We start from the raw sequence: 18,623 nt of genomic DNA on the forward strand, positions 1-18,623 counted from the left end.
GGAGGAACCGATCCGATGAAATTCGACCTGCACACCCACCACAGCCGCTGCGGCCATGCCGCAGGAAGCATCGAGGACTATATCCGCGCCGCAATCGACGCCGGAATCGGCGCGATCGGCATCTCCGACCATTCCCCCTACTTCGGCAGGGAAGAAGACCATCCGGAGCCGGGCATTGCGATGGCCCGCAGCTCTCTGGCGGGCTACGTCGAGGAAGTGCTGGCCCTGAAGGCCAAATACGAAGGCAAGATCGAAGTGCTGCTGGGCATGGAGTCGGATTTCTTTCCGGAGCATGCCGATACATACCGCAAGGCTTACGAAGCCTATCCGTTCGACTATATCATCGGCTCGGTCCATTTCACGTCAGGCAGAAGCATCTTCAACAAAACCCGCTGGAAGGGATTGTCACAATCGGCGCAGGCCGAGCAGAAGCGCGAGTATTATGAGCTGATCAGGCAATCGGCCGTCAGCGGCATGTTCCAGGTGCTCGGCCATATCGACGCGATGAAGGGATATTATCCCGCCTTCTCCGACATCCCGGCTTCCGAGAGCATCGACTTGGCTCTGCAGGCTATCGCCGGAAGCGGGGCGTCGATCGAGATCAACACCTCCGGCAAAACGAAAACGGTCGGCGGCTGGTACCCTTCCAACGAAATTCTGGAAAGAGCTCATCACTTCGGCGTCACATGCAGCTTCGGCTCGGATTCCCATGTGCCCGCGCGGGTCGGGGACGACTTCGAGGAAGTCCGCGCCCTGCTGAAATCGATCGGTTTCCGTGAATGGTTCTTCTATCGGCAGAAGCAGCCGGTCGCAGTGCCTCTTTGAGCAGACGTTGTTGAGCCGCCAGCCGCTCAGGCGTTCGAAGAGCTTTCAACGGATCCGCATTCAAGAGCCTCTAACGTAAGGATGCAAGCTTCGATTTATCCGTCTCTGAGCCCTATGGGCTCTTTTTTTGTGATGCGGACAAGCTTTGCAAAATCTATCTCTGGAAAGGATTGCAAAAACTAATGCGATTAGTTATAGTAAAACTAAATCCATTAGTTTTCGGCGACAAGGAGAGGTTCGACGATGAGCTTTATCGTTTTCATGCTTCTGTTCACGGTTGGAATGGGCTGGGCGGACGCCCGGGCCAGACGTTCTTCCAGGCAAGGAAAGGGGTGAGGTTCGATGTTCGCTGGACATTTCGGATTAGCCGCAGCCGTCAAAGCCAAAAATCCTCAGGTTCCGCTTTGGACGCTCATGCTGGGCACGCAGCTGCTCGACGTGATCTTCGTTCCCTTCCTCCTGACGGGCAAGGAAACGATGGAGCCTGTCCCAGGCGCCGAGGGTTACGGCGGCAGCATCATTCATGCGGATTACACGCACTCGCTGGTCGGGACCTTGATCATCGCTATGGCTGTCGGATGGCTCGCTTCCCGAAAATGGGGACGAAAGGGAGGATGGACGATCGGCGCCGTCGTCTTGAGCCACTGGGCGCTTGACCTCGCCATGCACCGCGCAGACCTGCCGATTCTGCCCGGCAATGCTGGAGGGCTGCCTCTCCTCGGGCTCGGACTGTGGCAATGGACGTCCATTAGTATGGCCGCCGAGCTTGCACTGGTGACAGTCGGGGCCATCCTATATGTCCGATCCCTGCCCGACACCGGCGCCGCATCGGTGAATCGAAGCCGCAATCTATGGACCGGAGCGGCCATGTGCGCTCTGCTCCTGCTGTCCCTTGCGACGGATACTCTCGGCTGGGGCTGACAGGAGCAGACTAAGGACGGCCTAGTCCCAAAACCCCGGATGAAGCATGAGGCTCCGCATGATAGACTGTAGTTGCTTTTTCATGCCGTTCACCCCATCATCTCTATATAAGGGCAAAAAAAGTGGACCTTCCGGAAGGAAGGTCCCAAGTATATTTATTAAAAGGGGGTCATGTCACTATCTTAACCCCTCATTGTAATAAAGGCGTGACAGGAATATTTCATTTGTGTAACAGATTGCTTCTACCCCTCCAATACAGGCAACAAAGGAGCACCGACCCTCATGACAGACTCTGCTATATGGCTTCTGATCTCGATCGGCAGCGCGGCCGTGTTCGGCTTCGCCGGCTGGTGGATGAAAGTATCCCAAATGCGCGGAGGGAACAACACCTCCCTCCTATTGGGATTATACGTGACAGGAACGGCCGGCTTTCTCTTCCAATGCCTGGCGGACGGAAGCTGGACGGCCGCGCTTGGCTGGAAAGCCTGGCTCGCAGGAGCGGTTGTCGGAGCAGGCTCCGCCTGGGGCAACGTCGTGTTCATGCAGGCGCTGCGCTACGGCCCCGCCAGTCTCACCTCGCCGATTACGAACCTCAACATCGTCCTTGTCGTGGCGATGTCGGTATGGATATACGGCGAGCCGCTTGGAGGATGGGAGGCGGCCGGAATCGGCCTGCTGCTGGCAGCCGCTGTCCTGATCGCCCTGCGCCGGTCGGAGCCGCTCTCGATCGGGGACCGGCGCTGGTTCCTGTACACGGGGACAGCCGTCGTTCTGTTCACCTTCCGCAACGGAGGCTTGAAGGTGACGAGCGAGCTCGGCTTGCCCTCCTCCTCCGTTCTCTTGACCGGCTACTTCCTTTCGCTGCTCTGGTTTGCGGCAGCCGTCCTTAAGGAGCGCTCCGGCCGGAAGAGCGGCAGCGCAGTCCGGCAATCATCCGCCGATGGCTGGAGCATCGGCCTCCGTCTAGGCCTGCTCGCGGGGTTGTTCTCCTATGGCGGGCTCCAGCTCTATGCCTGGGCGCTCGAGACCGGCAAGGCCGGCATAGCCGCTCCCATCTTCGCGACAAACAGCCTTGTCGTGGCGGCCGGCTCGATCCTGCTGTACCGGGAACGCCTGACAAGGCTGCAATGGCTCGCTTTTGCCTGCCTTCTGGCAGGCCTCGTATTGATCAAGCTTTAAAGCAGACGGCAACAAATGCTGCCCGTCCGCATCATCAGCTTTTGGGGCGGCATGCGGCCGAGAACGAGCCGAGCCACTTTTTCCACCAAGCCTTGATGCGGTAAGATGCGGTAAGCTTCATGACCGATCCCCAGCCGTCGTATTTGCCGCCGCCCGCCCCGATCATTCGGTACAGCTCGTCGACCCGGCCGTTGACGGTTTCCAGCCTGACGTCCTCGAAGCGGCTGATGACGAGAGGGTACGGGTATTCGGGCTCCGGCTCCCCGCTCTTGCCTTCCTCGATCCGGTACCCCATCGTTTCCAGCTTCATGCGCATCAGCTTGCGTCCGTCATGATCGCGGAAGAGCAGCCAATGATACACATTGCGCGGCCTCCGGATATCATCTCCCCGGTTCAGCAGCGCGTACACCATTTGAGCATTATGGATGAACAGCTCTTCAAGCGTGTCCGGCAGCAAATATCGGTAAAACTCCCATTCGGAATCCGGCTTGACGTAATGCATCAGCCTGCTGCCGCTTCTTGACGACAATATCTTTTGCAGCGGCTCCAGCGACGCCCCGCTCTCCATATAATAATAATATTCAAGCCTTCTCGGCGTATTGATGCGTCCGATATAGACGGAATTGCCTCCCGCTTGCACGGCCTCTTCCAGCTCATGCTCCATCCTCTCCAGCTCGGATATCATGCTTTCCTTGTTCTTATGCCGGCTGCGGATGGAGTAGAGGTTGATTGTAATCGACAACAGCTGGTTCAAGCCCGGCGGGTGCGCATCCTGTCTCCAGGCGCAATTGACAAGGATCCTCATCAATTCCTTGTCCTCGGAATGGCGTTCGAAGAAGCCCCAGTCGTCTGCCATCGCCGCACCTCGCTTTCTGACGAGTCCTCCCCGCCAAATGTCTGTCTATTATACCGGACTGCTTCGGTCCGGCAAATCGTTTTTTTATCCGTTCTAGTCCAAAGACGCAGCAGAGCTGGAAAAGTTGCGGGTTTCATCCGGCATTTCAGGACAAAAAAGCCTCTTCCTGCCAGCGGCCAGCCGAACCGGCTGCCGGGCAAGAAGAGGCCATGCGGATGAGGATCAGCTCAAGACAGCGTCGATGGAATAGGCTCCTGCGCCAGTGAACGCGACAGCCAGCGCAATCGCGATGAGAATCAGATTGTACTCGTAGCCGTTGGCCGTTGACCAGATGCCGTTCGCCCCGTGAACTTTAGCGATCGCGACAAGCATCGGGATGATGATCAGCGCCGCGGCGATCCACACCCACAATCCAAGCGCCAGCAGCAGCCCTCCCAGCAGCTCCGAGAGCCCCGCGAGCACCGCCATCAGCACGCCGGGCTTGGCGCCGAGCGACTCCAGCCAGCCTGCCGTTCCCTTGATTCCGTAGCCTCCGAACCAGCCGAACAGCTTCTGCGTGCCATGCGCCGCGAACAGCAGCCCTGCAACAACCCTTAAGATAAGAATCCCCGTATCGAACATAATGAACCCCGCCTCTTCATAGAATGTATTCGTCCGTTGCTTGAATGCACTTATCATAAATCATTAACTAACCTTAGTCAAGTTAATATATAAAATTAATCAATTCAGGGACAGTCGCTTACATTTCCTTAGTTTATATGGTACAATGGTAGCACAAGAAGGAGTGATAAGAATGGACTACTCCACCATGTGTCCCAAGTACGAAGCCGCCATCGAGCTGCTTGGGAAAAAGTGGACGGGCCTTATCATCCGGGTGCTGCTCGGCGGGCCCAAGCGGTTTAAGGAAATCAAGGAACAAATTCCGGAGATGAGCGACAAGATGCTTACCGATCGGATGAAGGAACTCGAACAGGCTCAGATCGTGAACCGCAAGGTTTATCCGGAGATGCCTGTACGGATTGAATATGAGCTGACCGACAAAGGACATCATCTGCAGCCTGTCATCGAGTCCATTCAGGACTGGGGAGAGCATTGGATGTAGCGTTCCGTGCCATCTGGCCGCCCGACCGGGCGGCTTTTTTGCTGTTTCCGGCTCCGTCCCGATCTCCTCAAGTTCGGCTGGATGGTGGAAATCCGTACCTGCGGGGGCTTATACTAGTATGGACATCAATAGCGGACAGTGAGGGTGAGGCATGGATACGATCAAGCAGGCATACCGGGACTTGGGGCTGCCCGACAACGCTTCCAAGGAAGAAGTCGAGAAGAAATACTCCTTGCTGCTGCGCAGGGCTCGCAGCCAGCAAGCCCGCGGCGGGGACGGCGAACAGGCGGGATCTCCGAGCCTCGAGACGATCAATGCGGCGTACCGGACGATCCTGGAGCATGAGGAAGCGATGGCGCGGGAAGAGTACAACAAGAAGGCGTATGGGAAATACAAGGGAATGGCGGGATCCGCGCAAAAGGTGGACCACTTCTTCAGCTATTATAAGTTTCACTTGCTGGGCGCGATCGTGCTGATCGCCGCCGTCGTGTACGGCATCAATGCTTACCTGAACCATAAGGAGGAGCAGGCCGAGCTGGCCAAGCTTCCTCCCGCCGCCCTGGCTCTCTCCTACTTCGGCGAATTCGGCTCGCCGGCCGGAAGCGACGTGAAGACAGCCGAGCAGCAGCTCGTGAGCCGGTTCCCCGATTGGAAACGAGTGATCGTCCATCTCACTTACGTACCGGCCGATCCCAAGTCCGGACAGGACATGGCCATGGTCCAGAAGAGCGTTCTCGATCTCATCACGAACAAGGACGACGTCTACTTGCTGGACCGCGCAAGCTTCGACAAGCTGGCTTCCCAGAACGCCCTTCTCCCTCTTGAGACCCATAAGGACGCGCTTGGCTCTGAATACAACGACGACCATGCTTTGAGCGCGGCTGCTCAGGATACTCCGAACGAAGAGCATGTCTACGGCGTCGATGTCACGGACAGCCCTCTCGTCAAAAGCATGGGCCTGGAGGGCGGCCGCTTCATTGCCGCCATCCGCAGCGACACGGCCAAGCTGGACAATTCCCTGCAGTTCATCCGGGCCGCCTTGTCGGATACTTCCGCTCCTTGACACTATCTTCCAACACCTGCAAGTCCGATTGCGGGACCAGCCAAGCGGCCCTTCCTTTTCAGGAAAAGGCCGCTTGTTTCATCCCTGGAGCCATTGAGGCTGGCAATGTTGACAGCGTCATTTAAATTGTATACAATTTAATTAGAGCGATGAAGTTGGAGGCGAAACCGATGTCTATTTATGATATTGAAGTCGAAACGGCGCGCGGCGCCAAAGAAACCTTGGAGCGGCACCGAGGCCAGGTGATGCTGATCGTCAATACCGCGACCAAGTGCGGCCTGGCGCCTCAATTCGACGGACTGGAGAAGCTTCATCAGACATACGGGGACAAAGGGCTGGCCGTTCTCGGCTTTCCATGCGGACAGTTCGCCAACCAGGAACCAGGAGACAACGACCAGATCCAGGAAGCATGCAAGATCAACTTCGGCGTCACGTTTCCGCTGTTCGCCAAAGTCGACGTCAACGGCAGCGGCGCTCATCCTCTCTTCCGTTATCTGACCGAGAACGCCAGAGGCTTCCTCGGCACCAAGGCGATCAAGTGGAATTTCACCAAGTTCCTGGTCGACCAGGAAGGCCGCATCGTGAAGCGCTTCGCGCCGACCGACAAGCCCGAGAAGATCGAGAGCCATGTCGCCAAGCTTCTCGGAGCGCCGGCTCCCGTATAAGCGCCTCTAACGAGGACGTTGCATGAGCCGGAAGGAAGTGAGCGGCTCTAACCAGACCGGAAAGCTCTAAACCAGACTGAAATGAACAAAAAAGACCCCGTACCGAGCCGGTACGGGGTCTTCGTATTGCGGGGCCGATTACACGCCCAGGAAGTTTTTGAACAGCTGCACCGTCGTGTCGCGGTTGATCGCGGCGATCGACGTCGTGAGCGGAATGCCCTTCGGACAGGAGCGCACGCAGTTCTGCGAGTTGCCGCAGCCTTCGATGCCGCCGTCGTCCATCAGCGTCTCCAGGCGCTCGGCTTTGTTCATCTCGCCCGTAGGATGGGCGTTGAACAGGCGAACCTGGGAAATCGCCGCCGGTCCGATGAAGCTGGAGCGGTCGTTGACGTTCGGGCAAGCCTCGAGGCAGACGCCGCAAGTCATGCACTTGGACAGCTCGTAGGCCCATTGGCGCTTCGTCTCGGCCATCCGTGGTCCCGGTCCGAGATCGTAGGTTCCGTCGATCGGAATCCATGCCTTGACGCGCTTGAGGGCGTTGAACATGCGCTCGCGGTTGATGACGAGGTCGCGCACGACCGGGAACGTGCTCATCGGAGCGACGCGTACCGGCTGCTCCAGCTTGTCGACCAGGGAGCTGCATGCCTGGCGCGGCTTGCCGTTGATGACCATGGAGCAGGCTCCGCATACTTCCTCGAGACAGTTCGACTCCCAGCATACCGGAGTCGTGGACGCGCCGTCGGCTTTGACCGGGTTGCGCTGGATTTCCATCAGGGCGCTGATGACGTTCATGTTCGGGCGGTACGGAACCTCAAACTCTTCGGTATAAGGAGCCGCATCCGGCGAATCCTGACGGGTAATAATGAACTTGACCATTTTACCGGTCTTGGTAGCTGTTTCGGTTGCCATTGTCGTTCTCCCTCCTCCTTAGTGCTTGCTGCTCGAGTAGTCGCGCTTGCGCGGCGTAATGAGCGAAGTGTCGACTTCCTCGTACGAAATCTCCGGGCCTTCCGGCGTGAATTTCGCGATCGTCGTCTTCAGGAACTTCTCGTCGTCCCGTTCCGGGAACTCCGGCTTGTAGTGCGCGCCGCGGCTTTCGTCGCGGAGCAGCGCGCCCTTGGTCATCGCCTCGGACAGCTCCAGCATGTTCCACAGCTGGCGGGTGAAGGCGACTCCGGCGTTGTTCCAGCGGGCCGTATCGTTGATGTTGATGTTGGTGTAGCGCTGCTTGAGCTCCTTGATCTTCTGGATCGTCTGCTCCAGACGGTCGTTGTAGCGGACGACGGTCATGTTGTTCGTCATCCACTCGCCGAGCTCCTTGGCCAGCACGTAGGCGTTCTCCGTGCCGTCCATCTTCAGGATGGACTCGTACTTGTCCGTGCGCAGATTCACTTCGCGGTCGAAGATGCTGGAAGAAACGTCTTCCGCGGACTTTTTAAGTCCCTTGATATATTCCACAGCCTTGGGTCCCGTCACCATGCCGCCGAAAATGGCGGACAGCAGGGAGTTCGCGCCGAGACGGTTCGCTCCATGGTACTGGTACTCGCATTCGCCGCAGGCGAACAGGCCCGGAATGTTGGTCATCTGATTGTAGTCGACCCACATGCCGCCCATCGAATAGTGGACCGCCGGGAAGATCTTCATCGGCAGCTTGCGCGGATCGTCGCCGACGAACTTCTCGTAGATCTCGATGATGCCGCCGAGCTTGACGTCAAGCTCCTTTGGATCCTTATGGGAGAGATCGAGGTAGACCATGTTCTCGCCATTGATGCCGAGCTTCTGGTCGACGCATACGGAGAAGATCTCGCGGGTCGCGATGTCGCGCGGCACGAGGTTGCCGTAAGCCGGGTATTTCTCCTCGAGGAAGTACCAAGGCTTGCCGTCCTTGTACGTCCAGATGCGGCCGCCTTCGCCGCGAGCCGATTCGGACATGAGGCGGTTTTTGTCATCGCCCGGAATGGCCGTCGGATGGATCTGGATCATCTCGCCGTTGGCGTAGTGGACGCCTTGCTGGTACACGGCGCTGGCCGCCGTGCCCGTATTGATGACCGAGTTGGTCGTCTTGCCGAAAATGATGCCGGGGCCGCCTGTCGCCAGGATGACCGCGTCGGCGCGGAAGGAGTGGACCTCCATCGTGCGCAGGTCCTGGCCGGTGATGCCGCGGCAGACGCCGTCTTCGTCCACGACCGCTCCCATGAACTCGAAATGCTCATGCTTGCTGACGAGGCCGGCGGCCTCCCAGCGGCGTACTTGCTCGTCCAGCGCATACAGCAGCTGCTGGCCCGTCGTCGCGCCGGCGAACGCCGTGCGATGGTACTGCGTGCCGCCGAAGCGGCGGAAGTCCAGCAGGCCTTCCGGCGTGCGGCTGAACATGACGCCCATCCGGTCCATCAGGTGGATGATGCCGGGCGCCGCCTCGCACATCGCCTTGACAGGCGGCTGGTTGGCGAGGAAGTCGCCTCCGTAGACGGTGTCGTCGAAGTGCTCCCAAGGGGAGTCCCCTTCGCCCTTTGTATTGACGGCGCCGTTGATGCCGCCCTGCGCGCACACGGAGTGGGAGCGCTTGACCGGCACGAGCGAGAACAGGTTGACGTGCACGCCTGCCTCGGCCGCCTTGATTGTAGCCATCAGGCCGGCGAGTCCGCCGCCGACGACGATAATGTTGTTTTTAGCCATGATTATGAGGTCCTCCTTGTCTGTCGTATTAACCGATCCAGGTACGTACGGCGGATGCCGATTCGGCGAAGTCGCTGCCCGTGAAGGCCACGATGGAAAGCAGGAACAGAGCCGATACAATCACGAACACGCCCATCCAGATATAGGCGGAGACGCGCTGCGCGCGCGGGCCGACCGTGATGCCCCAGCTGACGAGGAACGACCACATGCCGTTCGCGAAGTGGAAGACAGCGGAAAGGACACCGATCGCATACAGCACGATGTAGACCGGATTCGTGAAGATCTCGTGCATCCGGGCGCCGAGCTCCTCATGCGTCAGGTTGCCCAGGGCGACCTGGAAGCGGGTCTCGAACACATGCCAGATGACGAAGATGAACGTGATCACGCCGGTGACGCGCTGCGCCGTGAACGCCCAGTTGCGTCCGTACTTGAAGCGGGAGTTGTTCCAGTTCGATTGGTAGGCGACATACAAGCCGTATACTCCATGGAAGAGGAGCGGCAGGAAGATGCCGAAGATCTCCAGGAAGAGAACAAGGGGCAGTCCGTTCAGGAACCCGACGCTGTCGTTAAAGCCCTCAGGCCCGTCTTCAAACGCCGAGTAGTTGGTGATGGCATGCTCAACGAGGAACAGGCCGAGCGGAATCACCCCGAGCAGCGAGTGAATCTTGCGCGTTAAGTACGAGTTACCATTCATAAATAAAGCGTTCTCCTTTCCAGCCGTTTGATTTCTAGTCATCATCGGTCGAATTTTGTTGCAAACCTTATCCATTTTACAGCCCGTGCATGGGAGCGTCAACAAAACCCGACAGCTTTCCCCTGCTTTTTCCGGTCACAGTTTAGCCACAGTTTCCATCGTACTCTTTTTTTCCTTATAAAGATATTGTTTATTCCTTATACAATGTTATAACCTATATGCATAAGAGCTCAAGCCATGAAGCTGCAGCTCTCCTCAGGGAAGCTGCCGGCATGCGCAAGATAAGATTTGCTGCCTTGCTCATTCATTCTCTTCTAAAGGATCGGGAGGCTGCAGGAAATGCTCAACGAAGATCTCAACGTATTCGCCGCCGTGGTCGAGCAGTCCAGCATGAACAAAGCCTCGGCGCTGCTCAACCTGTCCCAGCCGGCGCTGTCGCGGAAGATCGCCAAGCTCGAGCAGGAGCTCGGCGCGCAGCTGTTCCGCCGCGTCGGACGCAGGCTGGAGCTGACGCGCATCGGCGAGCTGACCTACGACTACGCGCTCCAGGCCCGTCAGCTGCATCGCAAATACATGAGCACCTTGAGCGAGTTCAAGCAAACTCATCGCTCCAGCCTGACGATCGGGGCCAGCCTGACGACGCTGCAGACGACGCTGCCGGATCTCATCCAGGCGCTGACCGCCAGCCATCCCGAGATCGACATCAAGGCCGTCACCGGCAAGACCCACGAGATCGTATCGCTCGTCCGGGACAAAAAAATCGATCTCGGCCTGGTGGCATCCGTCATCGACGACCCGCAGCTGCACTGCGTCCCGCTGTTCGACGACCATCTGGAGCTGGTGCTTCCCCGCTGCCATCTGCTGACCGAGAACGGCAAGCTGGCGATCCGGACGCTCAGCGGGCTGCCGATGATCCTCTTCTCCAAAGGAACCTGGTACCGCAACCTGACCGACGAGCTGTTCGACACCCACAGGCTGCATCCCGATGTCAAAATGGAAATCGATTCGTTCGAAGCCATCCTGCGGCTGCTCCATACTTGCGGAGCGGCGACGCTGCTGCCGCGCTCCTATATCCGGCAGCAGATGCTGGCGGACAACGACCTTATGGTCGTCCCGGTGCTGGAGCTGGAGCAGGCCAAGCGGACCACCTCGCTCATCCATGGCGACCCGGCCCGGCTGGAGCCTGCGGTCAGAGACTGGATCCGCGAAGCGGCCGCGAACTACTTCCGCCGCTCGGCTTCGCCGGTGGCAAGTTTGAAGGCCATGCAGCAGAGGGCCGCTGAAACCAAACAGGCAGGAGTCCGCGTCGACTGACGCGCCTCCTGCCTTTCTTTCTATGCGTATGCCTGGCCTGGAGCGGACCGCTCCTGCCCGGCAGGCCGCTTATTTCCCTCCACGGCGGTCGTCAGCTGCGGCTCACCGCGTTTTCAAACTGCTCGATGCCCTCGTTCGTTCCGATGACGACCATGACATCCTTTTCTTCCAGAATGGAATTCGCCTGGGGAGCGATGATGATGCCCTTGGGCTTGTTGATCGCTACGATGCTGCAGCCGTAGCGCTTGCGTGTGTCGATCTCGGACAGCGCCTTGCCGTTGAGGCAGCCCGGAACAGCCAGCTCCGCGACGGCGTATTCGGACGACAGCTCGATATAGTCGAGCAGATTGGGCGATACGAGCTGATGGGCGACCCTGATTCCCATATCCCGCTCCGGATAGATGACCCTGTCGACGCCAAGCTTGTCCAGCACCCGGCCGTGCAGCTCCGATACCGCCTTCACGACGACCTTGCCGACTCCGGAATCCTTGACCAGTATCGCCGCCATAATGCTCGACTGGATGTCTCCCCCGATGGCCACGATGCAGCAGTCGAAGTTGCGGATGCCGATCGCGCGCAGCGCATCCTCGTCCGTCGCGTCGGCGCATAGCGTATGGGTGAGCACGGCGCTCATATCGTCCACCAGCTCCTCGCTGCGGTCGATGCCGAGCACCTCATAGCCGAGCTGCATGAGCTCCTTGCCCAGGCTGGAGCCGAATCGGCCCAGCCCGATGACGCAGTATTGCTCTCCTTTTGAACTCTTTCCCATTGTGTCTCTTTATTTCCTTTCCTATCCGATGATAATCTTGCCTTCTGGATTTTTATATAATTCCTTGCCTTGCTTCGGTCTCAGCGCGTATGCCATCGTCAGCGGACCGAGCCGGCCGGCGAACATCGTCAGGCTGAGCAGCAGCTTGCTGACATCCTTCAGGCTGGTCGTGATTCCCGTGCTGAGCCCGACGGTGCCGAATGCCGATACCGTCTCGAACAGGATCCGCAGGAAATCGCGGTCCTCGACGGTGCAGAGCACCATCGTCACGACGAGCACGAGCGCAAGCGACAGCATCGTGATCGTCAAAGCCTTCATGATGCGCTCCTTGCCCAGCCGGTAGCGGAAGAGGACGATGTCCTCCCTGCCGCGGATCATAGCGCCCATCGCGGCGACGAGCGTCATGAACGTCGTCGTCTTGATGCCGCCGCCCGTCGAGCCCGGCGATGCCCCGATGAACATGAGGATGATCATGAAGAACAAGCTCGCCTGGCGCATCGCGCCGATATCGAGCGAGTTGGCTCCCGCCGTGCGCGTCGTGACGGATTGGAAGAAGGCTGCGAGCACCTTGCCTCCGAAGCCGAGCGGCTCCATCGTTTTGGCGTTGGAATATTCGAAGATGAAGATGACGACCGCTCCGATGACGATCAGGCTGCCCGTGGCCAGCAAGACCACTTTGGAATGGAGGGAGAACCTGCGGTTGTTCCTCCATTCCATCAGATCGGACAACACGATGAAGCCGAGGCCTCCTGTAACGATCAGCACCATCGTCACGATATTGACGAGCGGATCCGACACATAGCCGGTGAGGCTCCGATAATCGCCGAAGATGTCGAAGCCGGAGTTGTTGAACATGGATACGCCGTGGAAGATGCCGAAGTAAACGGCGCGGCCGATCGGCATGTCCGATGCGAAGCGGACCGCGTACAGCAGCGCTCCCGCCGCTTCGATGACGAGGGAATACAGCAGAACTTTGCGGATAAGCCGGACGATTCCCTCTATGGAGCTCTGGTTCATCGCTTCCTGCAGCAGCAGCCGGTCCTTGAGCGAGATGCGCTTGCGCAGCACGAGGGCGAACAGCGTCGCCATCGTCATGAAGCCGAGCCCTCCGATCTGAATAAGCAGAAGAATGATGATCTGGCCTGCAATCGAATAGTGGGTGCCGGTATCCACGACGACGAGGCCTGTGACGCAAGCCGCCGAAGTAGCGGTGAACAGGGCGTCGATCCACCTCGTGCCCTCTCCGCCGGCCGTTGCGAACGGCTGCATCAGCAGCAGCGAGCCGATGCCGATCATGACGGCGAATCCGGCGACGAGAATGCGCGGCGGCGACAATTTGAAAGCTTGCTTGAATACTGAAGACCATGATTGCATGCCGGCGACTCTCCTTTTGTCTCCATATCCCTGCCGATCGCGAAGTCCTGGCATCGTAAGCCTGTCGCTTCGGAAGCACAAAAAAAAGCACTGGAAACCCAAGTGCCTGTGCGCCCTGCGAGTCCGGTCAAGCAGCCTCCGAGGTTAGCTGTCGGATTCGGGCATGACGGCTGCCCTATCCGCTCCCGGCAGGCAGCCGCCTGCGCCGGAACGGAATTCACCCCAAGCTGCGCCAGGCAGCTATATGGTTCCCCCGTATTCTTTGGAAATTCGGCTGTTCTATATGGTCGGATTTGATTATATAGGATAGAGGACAGGTTACCAATGTCCCAATCCAAGCTTGCGGAGCGATATGGGACGGAAAATAGTGCTGGGACAAGTCCAGCAAGGCGTAATCCTGCCCTTGCTCTTTCTTTTGCGCGAAATCTCGATCTCTCCCTGCCGCGGCGTGGATAATTTGAAAGCCGCTGTGGTAAGGTTATAAAAGCTTGCCCTGCAGTCAGGCATCGTCAGGAGGACAATCATGAACAGCTCCGAGTTGGAGAAAAGCTATCGTAAGTATTTCTGGACGGGAATCATTGGAGCCGCCATCTTCCTGATTTTGCAGATCATCCCTTCCTTCGCGGGAGGGCTGTCGGGAGAGGAAGCTTCCGACAAGCCTGTTCCCAAGGGCGAGGCGCAGCAGGCAGCGATGGCTTTCGCCCGGCAGCTGACCGGCTCCGAGCCTCTCGCCGCTCATACGGTCCACCAATCCGACCGGGACATAACCGGTTATCTGAGCAAAGAAAAGCTGTCCAAAAAATTCGAGGAAGGACCCGGCAAGATCGTTCCGGCCGATACATGGCAGGTGTCTCTCTCCCTGCCCGAAGGGCAGATGTTCGTCGAGGTCGGCATGTCCAGCGGCCGGGTGATCGGCTGGAAGCAGGTGTTCACGCCCTCTGCCGGAGAATCCGCGGACGTCCTTGCCCCCAGCGCGGAACAGCTTGACCGGCTTGCCGCCAAGCAAGCCGCCGAGCTCGGCTACGGCAAGCTGGAGAGGATCGGTGAATCGGCGGGCTACAAGACGGTGTATGCCGTGCAAGGAGGAGGGATCGGCCAAGCCCGCCTCACCATAGAGGCGGCTCCTCCTTCCGCCGCCGCAGCTGAGCCTGGCGGCAAGACCGTCCTGGCGGAGTTCATGCCGCGCTATGAAGTGCCCAAGGATTACCTCGCCTACACGGCGGATCAGGATCGGATCGCCTCCAGCCTGTCGCTGCTGGGCAATCTGCTGCCGAGCGGAATCCTGTTCGTTCTCGCCGTCATCTATTCGATCGTCATGAGGAAGTACAGCTCCTTCCGCCGCGGCTGGGCGATCAGCCTCGTGTTTCTCGGCTTCTATGCCATCAACAACCTGAACATGCTCGACGGCCTCCGGGCCATGTATGGAGCGCGGCCCAACGCCGAGACCGTCGTCCTGGTCCAGCTCGTCATCACGATGGGCCTCACCTTCCTGCTCGCTCTGTCCGCCTACTTCTCCCTCGTCGCCGGGGATGGGCTATGGCGCGCGCAGGGCAGGCGGCTGTGGCTGACCTCCCGCGAGTCCCGCTTCGGAGAGACCGCTTGGAGCAGCATGAAGCTTGCCTATGTGCTCGGCTTCATCCTTCTCGGCCTGCAGACCGTTATCTTGATCGGCCTGTCGGCATTTACCGGAGCTTGGTCGACAAGCGACGTAACCCAGTCGCCCTACAACCTCGCCGCTCCGCTGCTGATGCCGCTGCTGGCGTGGTGCGCAGCCATCCAGGAGGAAGCCGTCTATCGCCTGTTCGGCATCGGCCTGCTGATGAAGTGGCTGAAAAACCCGTTCGTCGCCTGCCTCATCCCTACGATCATCTGGGCGCTCGGACATGTGACCTATCCGATCTACCCGTCTACGACGAGGCTGATCGAGCTGACGATTCTCGGCCTTCTGTTCGGATACATCTTCCTTCGGTTCGGATTTTTCACGGCGGTATTCGCCCATGCCATCATGGACTCCGTGCTGATGTCGATCTCGCTCTTCCTCATCGGAGGAGGCGGCAATATCCTTGCGGGCGTCGTCTACATCGTCGCGCCTGCCGGCGTCGCCTGGGCGATGAAATGGTACGGCTCGCGGCGGAGCAGCAGCATTCCGCTGGCGCCGGGCTGAGATTGCGCTCCCTATCACGCTGGAACTCAAAGGGGCTGTCCCTAAAGCCGATGGCTTTGGGGCAGCCCCTTCTCCTACGCGTAGCCGCGAGGCCACCTGCAAGGCTCGATTCGAGCCTTGCGCATCCTCTCCGCGAAGCCGCGAGGGGCACCCTGTAAGGCTCGTTTCGAGCCTTGCATCCCTACGCGAAGCCGCAAGGGCACCCTGTAAGGCTCGTTTCGAGCCTTGCATCCCTACGCGAAGCCGCAAGGGCACCCTGCAAGGCTCGTTTCGAGCCTTGCACCCCCTGCGGCAAGCCGCGAGGTGACCTGTAAGGCTCGTTTCGAGCCTTGCACCCCCTGCGCCAAGCCGCAAGGGCACCCTGTAAGGCTCGTTTCGAGCCTTGCACCCTTCCGCGAAGCCGCGAGGTGACCTGCAAGGCTCGTTTCGAGCCTTGCACCCCTGCGCGTAGCCGCAAGGACACCCTGCAAGGCTCGTTTCGAGCCTTGCTACCCCCTGCGCCAAGCCGAAAAGGGCAGCAGTTTTGGCTTGGATCCAGGCCCGCTTCACGATCCCGCATGGTAAAGAAAAACCTGCCCGGCCAGCCGGCACCGAAAGCGGTGCAGACAGCCATGCAGGCTTTTCCCCATTTTTCTCGCCAATCCCGCTTGTCGCCGGGACGCTACTCTTCCTTCAGCGCCGCCACGATCCGCTCCGCCAGGGCAGCGCCGATGCCGAGCGGCTTGAATTCCTCGGCGGATGCTTCGCGGATCTTCTTGAGGGAGCCGAAATGCTTCAGCAGCTGCTTGCGGCGCTTCTCCCCGATGCCGGGAATGGAGTCCAGCGTCGATTGAACCATGGACTTGCCCCGCTGCTCGCGGTGGAACGTGATCGCGAAGCGGTGGACCTCGTCCTGGATGCGCTGCAGCAGATAGAATTCCTGGCTGTCGCGGGGCAGCACGACCGGCTCCGGCGGATCGCCGACCATAAGCTGCGCCGTCTTATGCTTGGCATCCTTCACGATCCCGCATACCGGCACCTGAAGGCCGAGCTCGTTCTCGAGGATGTCGACCGCCGCGCTGATCTGCCCTTTGCCGCCGTCCACCACGATAAGATCGGGAAGCTCCAGCCCTTCCTTGAGCACCCTCTCGTACCGCCGGCGAATGACCTCGCGCATCGTCTCGTAATCATCCGGCCCTTGGACGGTCCGGACCTTGTACTTGCGATACTCCTTCTTGTCGGGCTTGCCGTCGATGAAGACGACCATGGCCGATACCGGGTTGGTTCCCTGGATATTGGAGTTGTCGAACGCCTCGATGCGCCGGATCGTCGTCAAGCCGATGGATGCGGCCAAGCCCGAAGCAGCTTTGACGCTGCGCTCCTCATCGCGATCGATCAGCTTGAATTTCTCGTCGAGCGTCACCTTGGCGTTGCCTTCCGCCATGCCGACGACCTCGCGCTTGCGCCCGCGCTGCGGAATATGGACCTTGACCTTGAGCCAGCTCTGGAGCGAGGAGCGGATCTCCTCCGCATGGGATCCGGCCGCGGGCTCGCCGCCGTCGTCCGCTGCCGCTTCTGCTGCTCCTGCGGGTTGTGCAGCCGGCACCGTTGTCTCCGCTGCTCCTGCGGCGCTCTGCTGCCCACGGCCAGCCGCTCCCCCGGCAGCACCGTCTTCCACAGTCGCCCCGGCATGGAGCTCGCCCGGCGGCACCGGCAGGAGGATTTCCTTCGGCAGAGCCGGGTTGTCGCTGTAGTACTGGGTAACGAACGTCATGAAGTCGTCATAAGCCTCGCCGTAATAGGGGAAGGACGTCGTATGGCGCTCGATCAGCTTGCCGCTGCGCATATACAGGATCTGCACGCACATCCACCCCTTGTCGGTGGCATAGCCGAACACGTCGCGGTCGAGCGCGTCGGCGAGCGTGATCTTCTGCTTCTCCATGACGGCATCGATCGCCGTGATCTGATCGCGGTATTCCTTGGCGCGTTCGAACTCCATCGATTCCGCGGCCTCCAGCATTTTGCGCTGCAGCTCCGCCTTGACCTCGTCCTGACCGCCGTTCAGGAAGCGGGCGATCTCCTGCACCATGGAATCGTACGTCGCCTGCTCCACCGGGAATTCGCAAGGAGCGAGGCACTGGCCGAGATGGTAATACAGGCATACTTTGTCGGGCAGCGTGTTGCATTTGCGAAGCGGGTACAAGCGGTCCAGCAGTTTTTTGGTCTGCTGCGCCGCATAGGCGTTCGGATACGGGCCGAAATATTTGCCCTTGTCCTTCACGATCCGCCGGGTAACTTCCAGCTTCGGATGCTTCTCATTCGTAATCTTGATATAAGGAAAGGACTTGTCATCCTTCAGAAGCACGTTGTAGCGGGGGTGATACTGCTTGATCAGGTTGCACTCCAGAATGAGCGCTTCCATGTTGCTTGCCGTCACGATATATTCGAAATCCCGGATTTCCGAGACGAGACGCTGCGTCTTGCCGTTATGGGTTCCGTTGAAATAGGAACGGACACGATTTTTCAGCACTTTGGCCTTGCCGACATAGATGATGGTGCCTTCGCCGTTCTTCATCAGATAACAGCCCGGCTGGTCGGGAAGGAGCGCTAGCTTCCCCTTGATGGGATCCATGGACAATCCACCTTTCGCGGCTCGGCCCCGCTGGCCTTTTGCCGTATTCTCTATTGTAGCACAGGGAGCAGGCAGCCGTCAGCCGCGGCCGGATACCGCTTTCAGCAGCGGTTCCATAAGGCAAATTTCACCTTTACATAACTCCGCCAGGTTGGGTATACTATTACAAGCTGATGCGATAACGTCTTGTCCGATACATAACGGCCTCCGGGCCGGGACAGCGATACCTGAGTCTTGAAGCGAGGAGGGCGAACAATGGAGAGCGTCAATGTAAGAGATCCGCGCGAGCATCTGAATGAGGAACCGCGTGACGACCTGATGGATCTTATGGTCGGATTCGGCGGCATGCTTGGCTTTATGACCGTTGCCTATATTATCATGGTGGTTGTCAAATACATCATTTCCTAGGC

General features: G+C 59.1%; 17 protein-coding genes and 1 riboswitch. Of the genes, 9 read left to right on the forward strand and 8 right to left on the reverse strand.

What is annotated here, in order from left to right; all coding sequences use genetic code 11:
* The first annotated feature begins 15 nt into the window (after positions 1-15).
* The 3 genes from ACLBWT_RS14525 to ACLBWT_RS14535 all read left to right on the forward strand — a co-directional run bounded on the left by ACLBWT_RS14525 (position 16) and on the right by ACLBWT_RS14535 (position 2,925).
* Entirely contained in the window at positions 16-825 is an 810-nt protein-coding gene (locus ACLBWT_RS14525) for a histidinol-phosphatase (RefSeq protein WP_447663873.1), read from the forward strand.
* 342 nt (positions 826-1,167) lie between these two features.
* Positions 1,168-1,746, forward strand: coding sequence for a permease (locus ACLBWT_RS14530; protein ID WP_447663874.1), 579 nt, complete (start codon positions 1,168-1,170; stop codon positions 1,744-1,746).
* A gap of 282 nt (positions 1,747-2,028) precedes the next feature.
* Positions 2,029-2,925 carry an EamA family transporter gene (locus ACLBWT_RS14535; protein ID WP_447663875.1) on the forward strand — a complete coding sequence of 299 codons (897 nt, stop codon included), beginning with the start codon at positions 2,029-2,031 and terminating at the stop codon, positions 2,923-2,925.
* A 34-nt stretch (positions 2,926-2,959) separates the two neighbouring features.
* Here ACLBWT_RS14535 and ACLBWT_RS14540 read toward each other — a convergent pair whose 3' ends face one another.
* Together ACLBWT_RS14540 and ACLBWT_RS14545 are read right to left on the reverse strand one after the other, a co-directional pair.
* Positions 2,960-3,781 (reverse strand): DUF695 domain-containing protein, encoded by an 822-nt coding sequence (locus tag ACLBWT_RS14540; RefSeq protein ID WP_447663876.1) that lies wholly within the window; start codon positions 3,779-3,781, stop codon positions 2,960-2,962.
* A 222-nt stretch (positions 3,782-4,003) separates the two neighbouring features.
* Positions 4,004-4,402, reverse strand: a complete 399-nt coding sequence (locus ACLBWT_RS14545) for a DoxX family protein (protein ID WP_447663877.1) — start codon at positions 4,400-4,402, stop codon at positions 4,004-4,006.
* 172 nt (positions 4,403-4,574) lie between these two features.
* On the opposite strand from ACLBWT_RS14545, the gene ACLBWT_RS14550 reads away from it, so the two are divergent.
* From ACLBWT_RS14550 to ACLBWT_RS14560, 3 genes are all read left to right on the forward strand, one after another.
* A complete protein-coding gene (locus ACLBWT_RS14550) occupies positions 4,575-4,883 on the forward strand; it encodes a winged helix-turn-helix transcriptional regulator (RefSeq protein ID WP_048744678.1) in 309 nt (102 codons plus the stop codon).
* Between the two features lie 151 nt (positions 4,884-5,034).
* The gene (locus tag ACLBWT_RS14555) at positions 5,035-5,946 is read left to right on the forward strand and encodes a J domain-containing protein (protein WP_447663878.1); all 912 of its coding nucleotides are present in this window, start codon (positions 5,035-5,037) and stop codon (positions 5,944-5,946) included.
* 170 nt (positions 5,947-6,116) lie between these two features.
* Positions 6,117-6,611: a glutathione peroxidase gene (locus ACLBWT_RS14560; protein WP_447663879.1), complete on the forward strand. Its 495-nt coding sequence runs from the start codon at positions 6,117-6,119 to the stop codon at positions 6,609-6,611.
* A gap of 138 nt (positions 6,612-6,749) precedes the next feature.
* Here ACLBWT_RS14560 and sdhB read toward each other — a convergent pair whose 3' ends face one another.
* The 3 genes from sdhB to ACLBWT_RS14575 are packed head-to-tail and all read right to left on the reverse strand — an operon-like array spanning position 6,750 to position 9,981.
* Positions 6,750-7,520: a succinate dehydrogenase iron-sulfur subunit gene (sdhB, locus tag ACLBWT_RS14565; RefSeq protein WP_447663880.1), complete on the reverse strand. Its 771-nt coding sequence runs from the start codon at positions 7,518-7,520 to the stop codon at positions 6,750-6,752.
* Between the two features lie 18 nt (positions 7,521-7,538).
* On the reverse strand, positions 7,539-9,287 hold the full coding sequence (gene sdhA / locus ACLBWT_RS14570; RefSeq protein WP_447663881.1) for a succinate dehydrogenase flavoprotein subunit: 1,749 nt from the start codon (positions 9,285-9,287) through the stop codon (positions 7,539-7,541).
* 28 nt (positions 9,288-9,315) lie between these two features.
* A complete protein-coding gene (locus ACLBWT_RS14575) occupies positions 9,316-9,981 on the reverse strand; it encodes a succinate dehydrogenase cytochrome b558 subunit (protein ID WP_076353793.1) in 666 nt (221 codons plus the stop codon).
* Between the two features lie 339 nt (positions 9,982-10,320).
* On the opposite strand from ACLBWT_RS14575, the gene ACLBWT_RS14580 reads away from it, so the two are divergent.
* Entirely contained in the window at positions 10,321-11,295 is a 975-nt protein-coding gene (locus ACLBWT_RS14580) for a LysR family transcriptional regulator (protein WP_447663882.1), read from the forward strand.
* A gap of 91 nt (positions 11,296-11,386) precedes the next feature.
* Here ACLBWT_RS14580 and ACLBWT_RS14585 read toward each other — a convergent pair whose 3' ends face one another.
* Positions 11,387-12,064 carry a potassium channel family protein gene (locus tag ACLBWT_RS14585; RefSeq protein WP_447663883.1) on the reverse strand — a complete coding sequence of 226 codons (678 nt, stop codon included), beginning with the start codon at positions 12,062-12,064 and terminating at the stop codon, positions 11,387-11,389.
* 21 nt (positions 12,065-12,085) lie between these two features.
* The gene (locus ACLBWT_RS14590) at positions 12,086-13,438 is read right to left on the reverse strand and encodes a TrkH family potassium uptake protein (protein ID WP_447663884.1); all 1,353 of its coding nucleotides are present in this window, start codon (positions 13,436-13,438) and stop codon (positions 12,086-12,088) included.
* Positions 13,439-13,557: 119 nt separating this feature from the next.
* A riboswitch (cyclic di-AMP (ydaO/yuaA leader) is annotated at positions 13,558-13,724 on the reverse strand.
* A gap of 237 nt (positions 13,725-13,961) precedes the next feature.
* Between ACLBWT_RS14590 and ACLBWT_RS14595 the strand changes: the two genes are divergently transcribed.
* Positions 13,962-15,602 (forward strand): CPBP family intramembrane glutamic endopeptidase, encoded by a 1,641-nt coding sequence (locus tag ACLBWT_RS14595; RefSeq protein WP_447663885.1) that lies wholly within the window; start codon positions 13,962-13,964, stop codon positions 15,600-15,602.
* 661 nt (positions 15,603-16,263) lie between these two features.
* Here ACLBWT_RS14595 and uvrC read toward each other — a convergent pair.
* Positions 16,264-18,213, reverse strand: coding sequence for an excinuclease ABC subunit UvrC (gene uvrC / locus ACLBWT_RS14600; protein WP_447663886.1), 1,950 nt, complete (start codon positions 18,211-18,213; stop codon positions 16,264-16,266).
* A 255-nt stretch (positions 18,214-18,468) separates the two neighbouring features.
* Here uvrC and ACLBWT_RS14605 point away from each other — a divergent pair, with 255 nt between their 5' ends.
* Positions 18,469-18,621, forward strand: a complete 153-nt coding sequence (locus ACLBWT_RS14605) for a hypothetical protein (RefSeq protein WP_021878061.1) — start codon at positions 18,469-18,471, stop codon at positions 18,619-18,621.
* The last annotated feature ends 2 nt before the right edge of the window (positions 18,622-18,623 follow it).

This window comes from Paenibacillus sp. D51F (genome assembly GCF_053345695.1).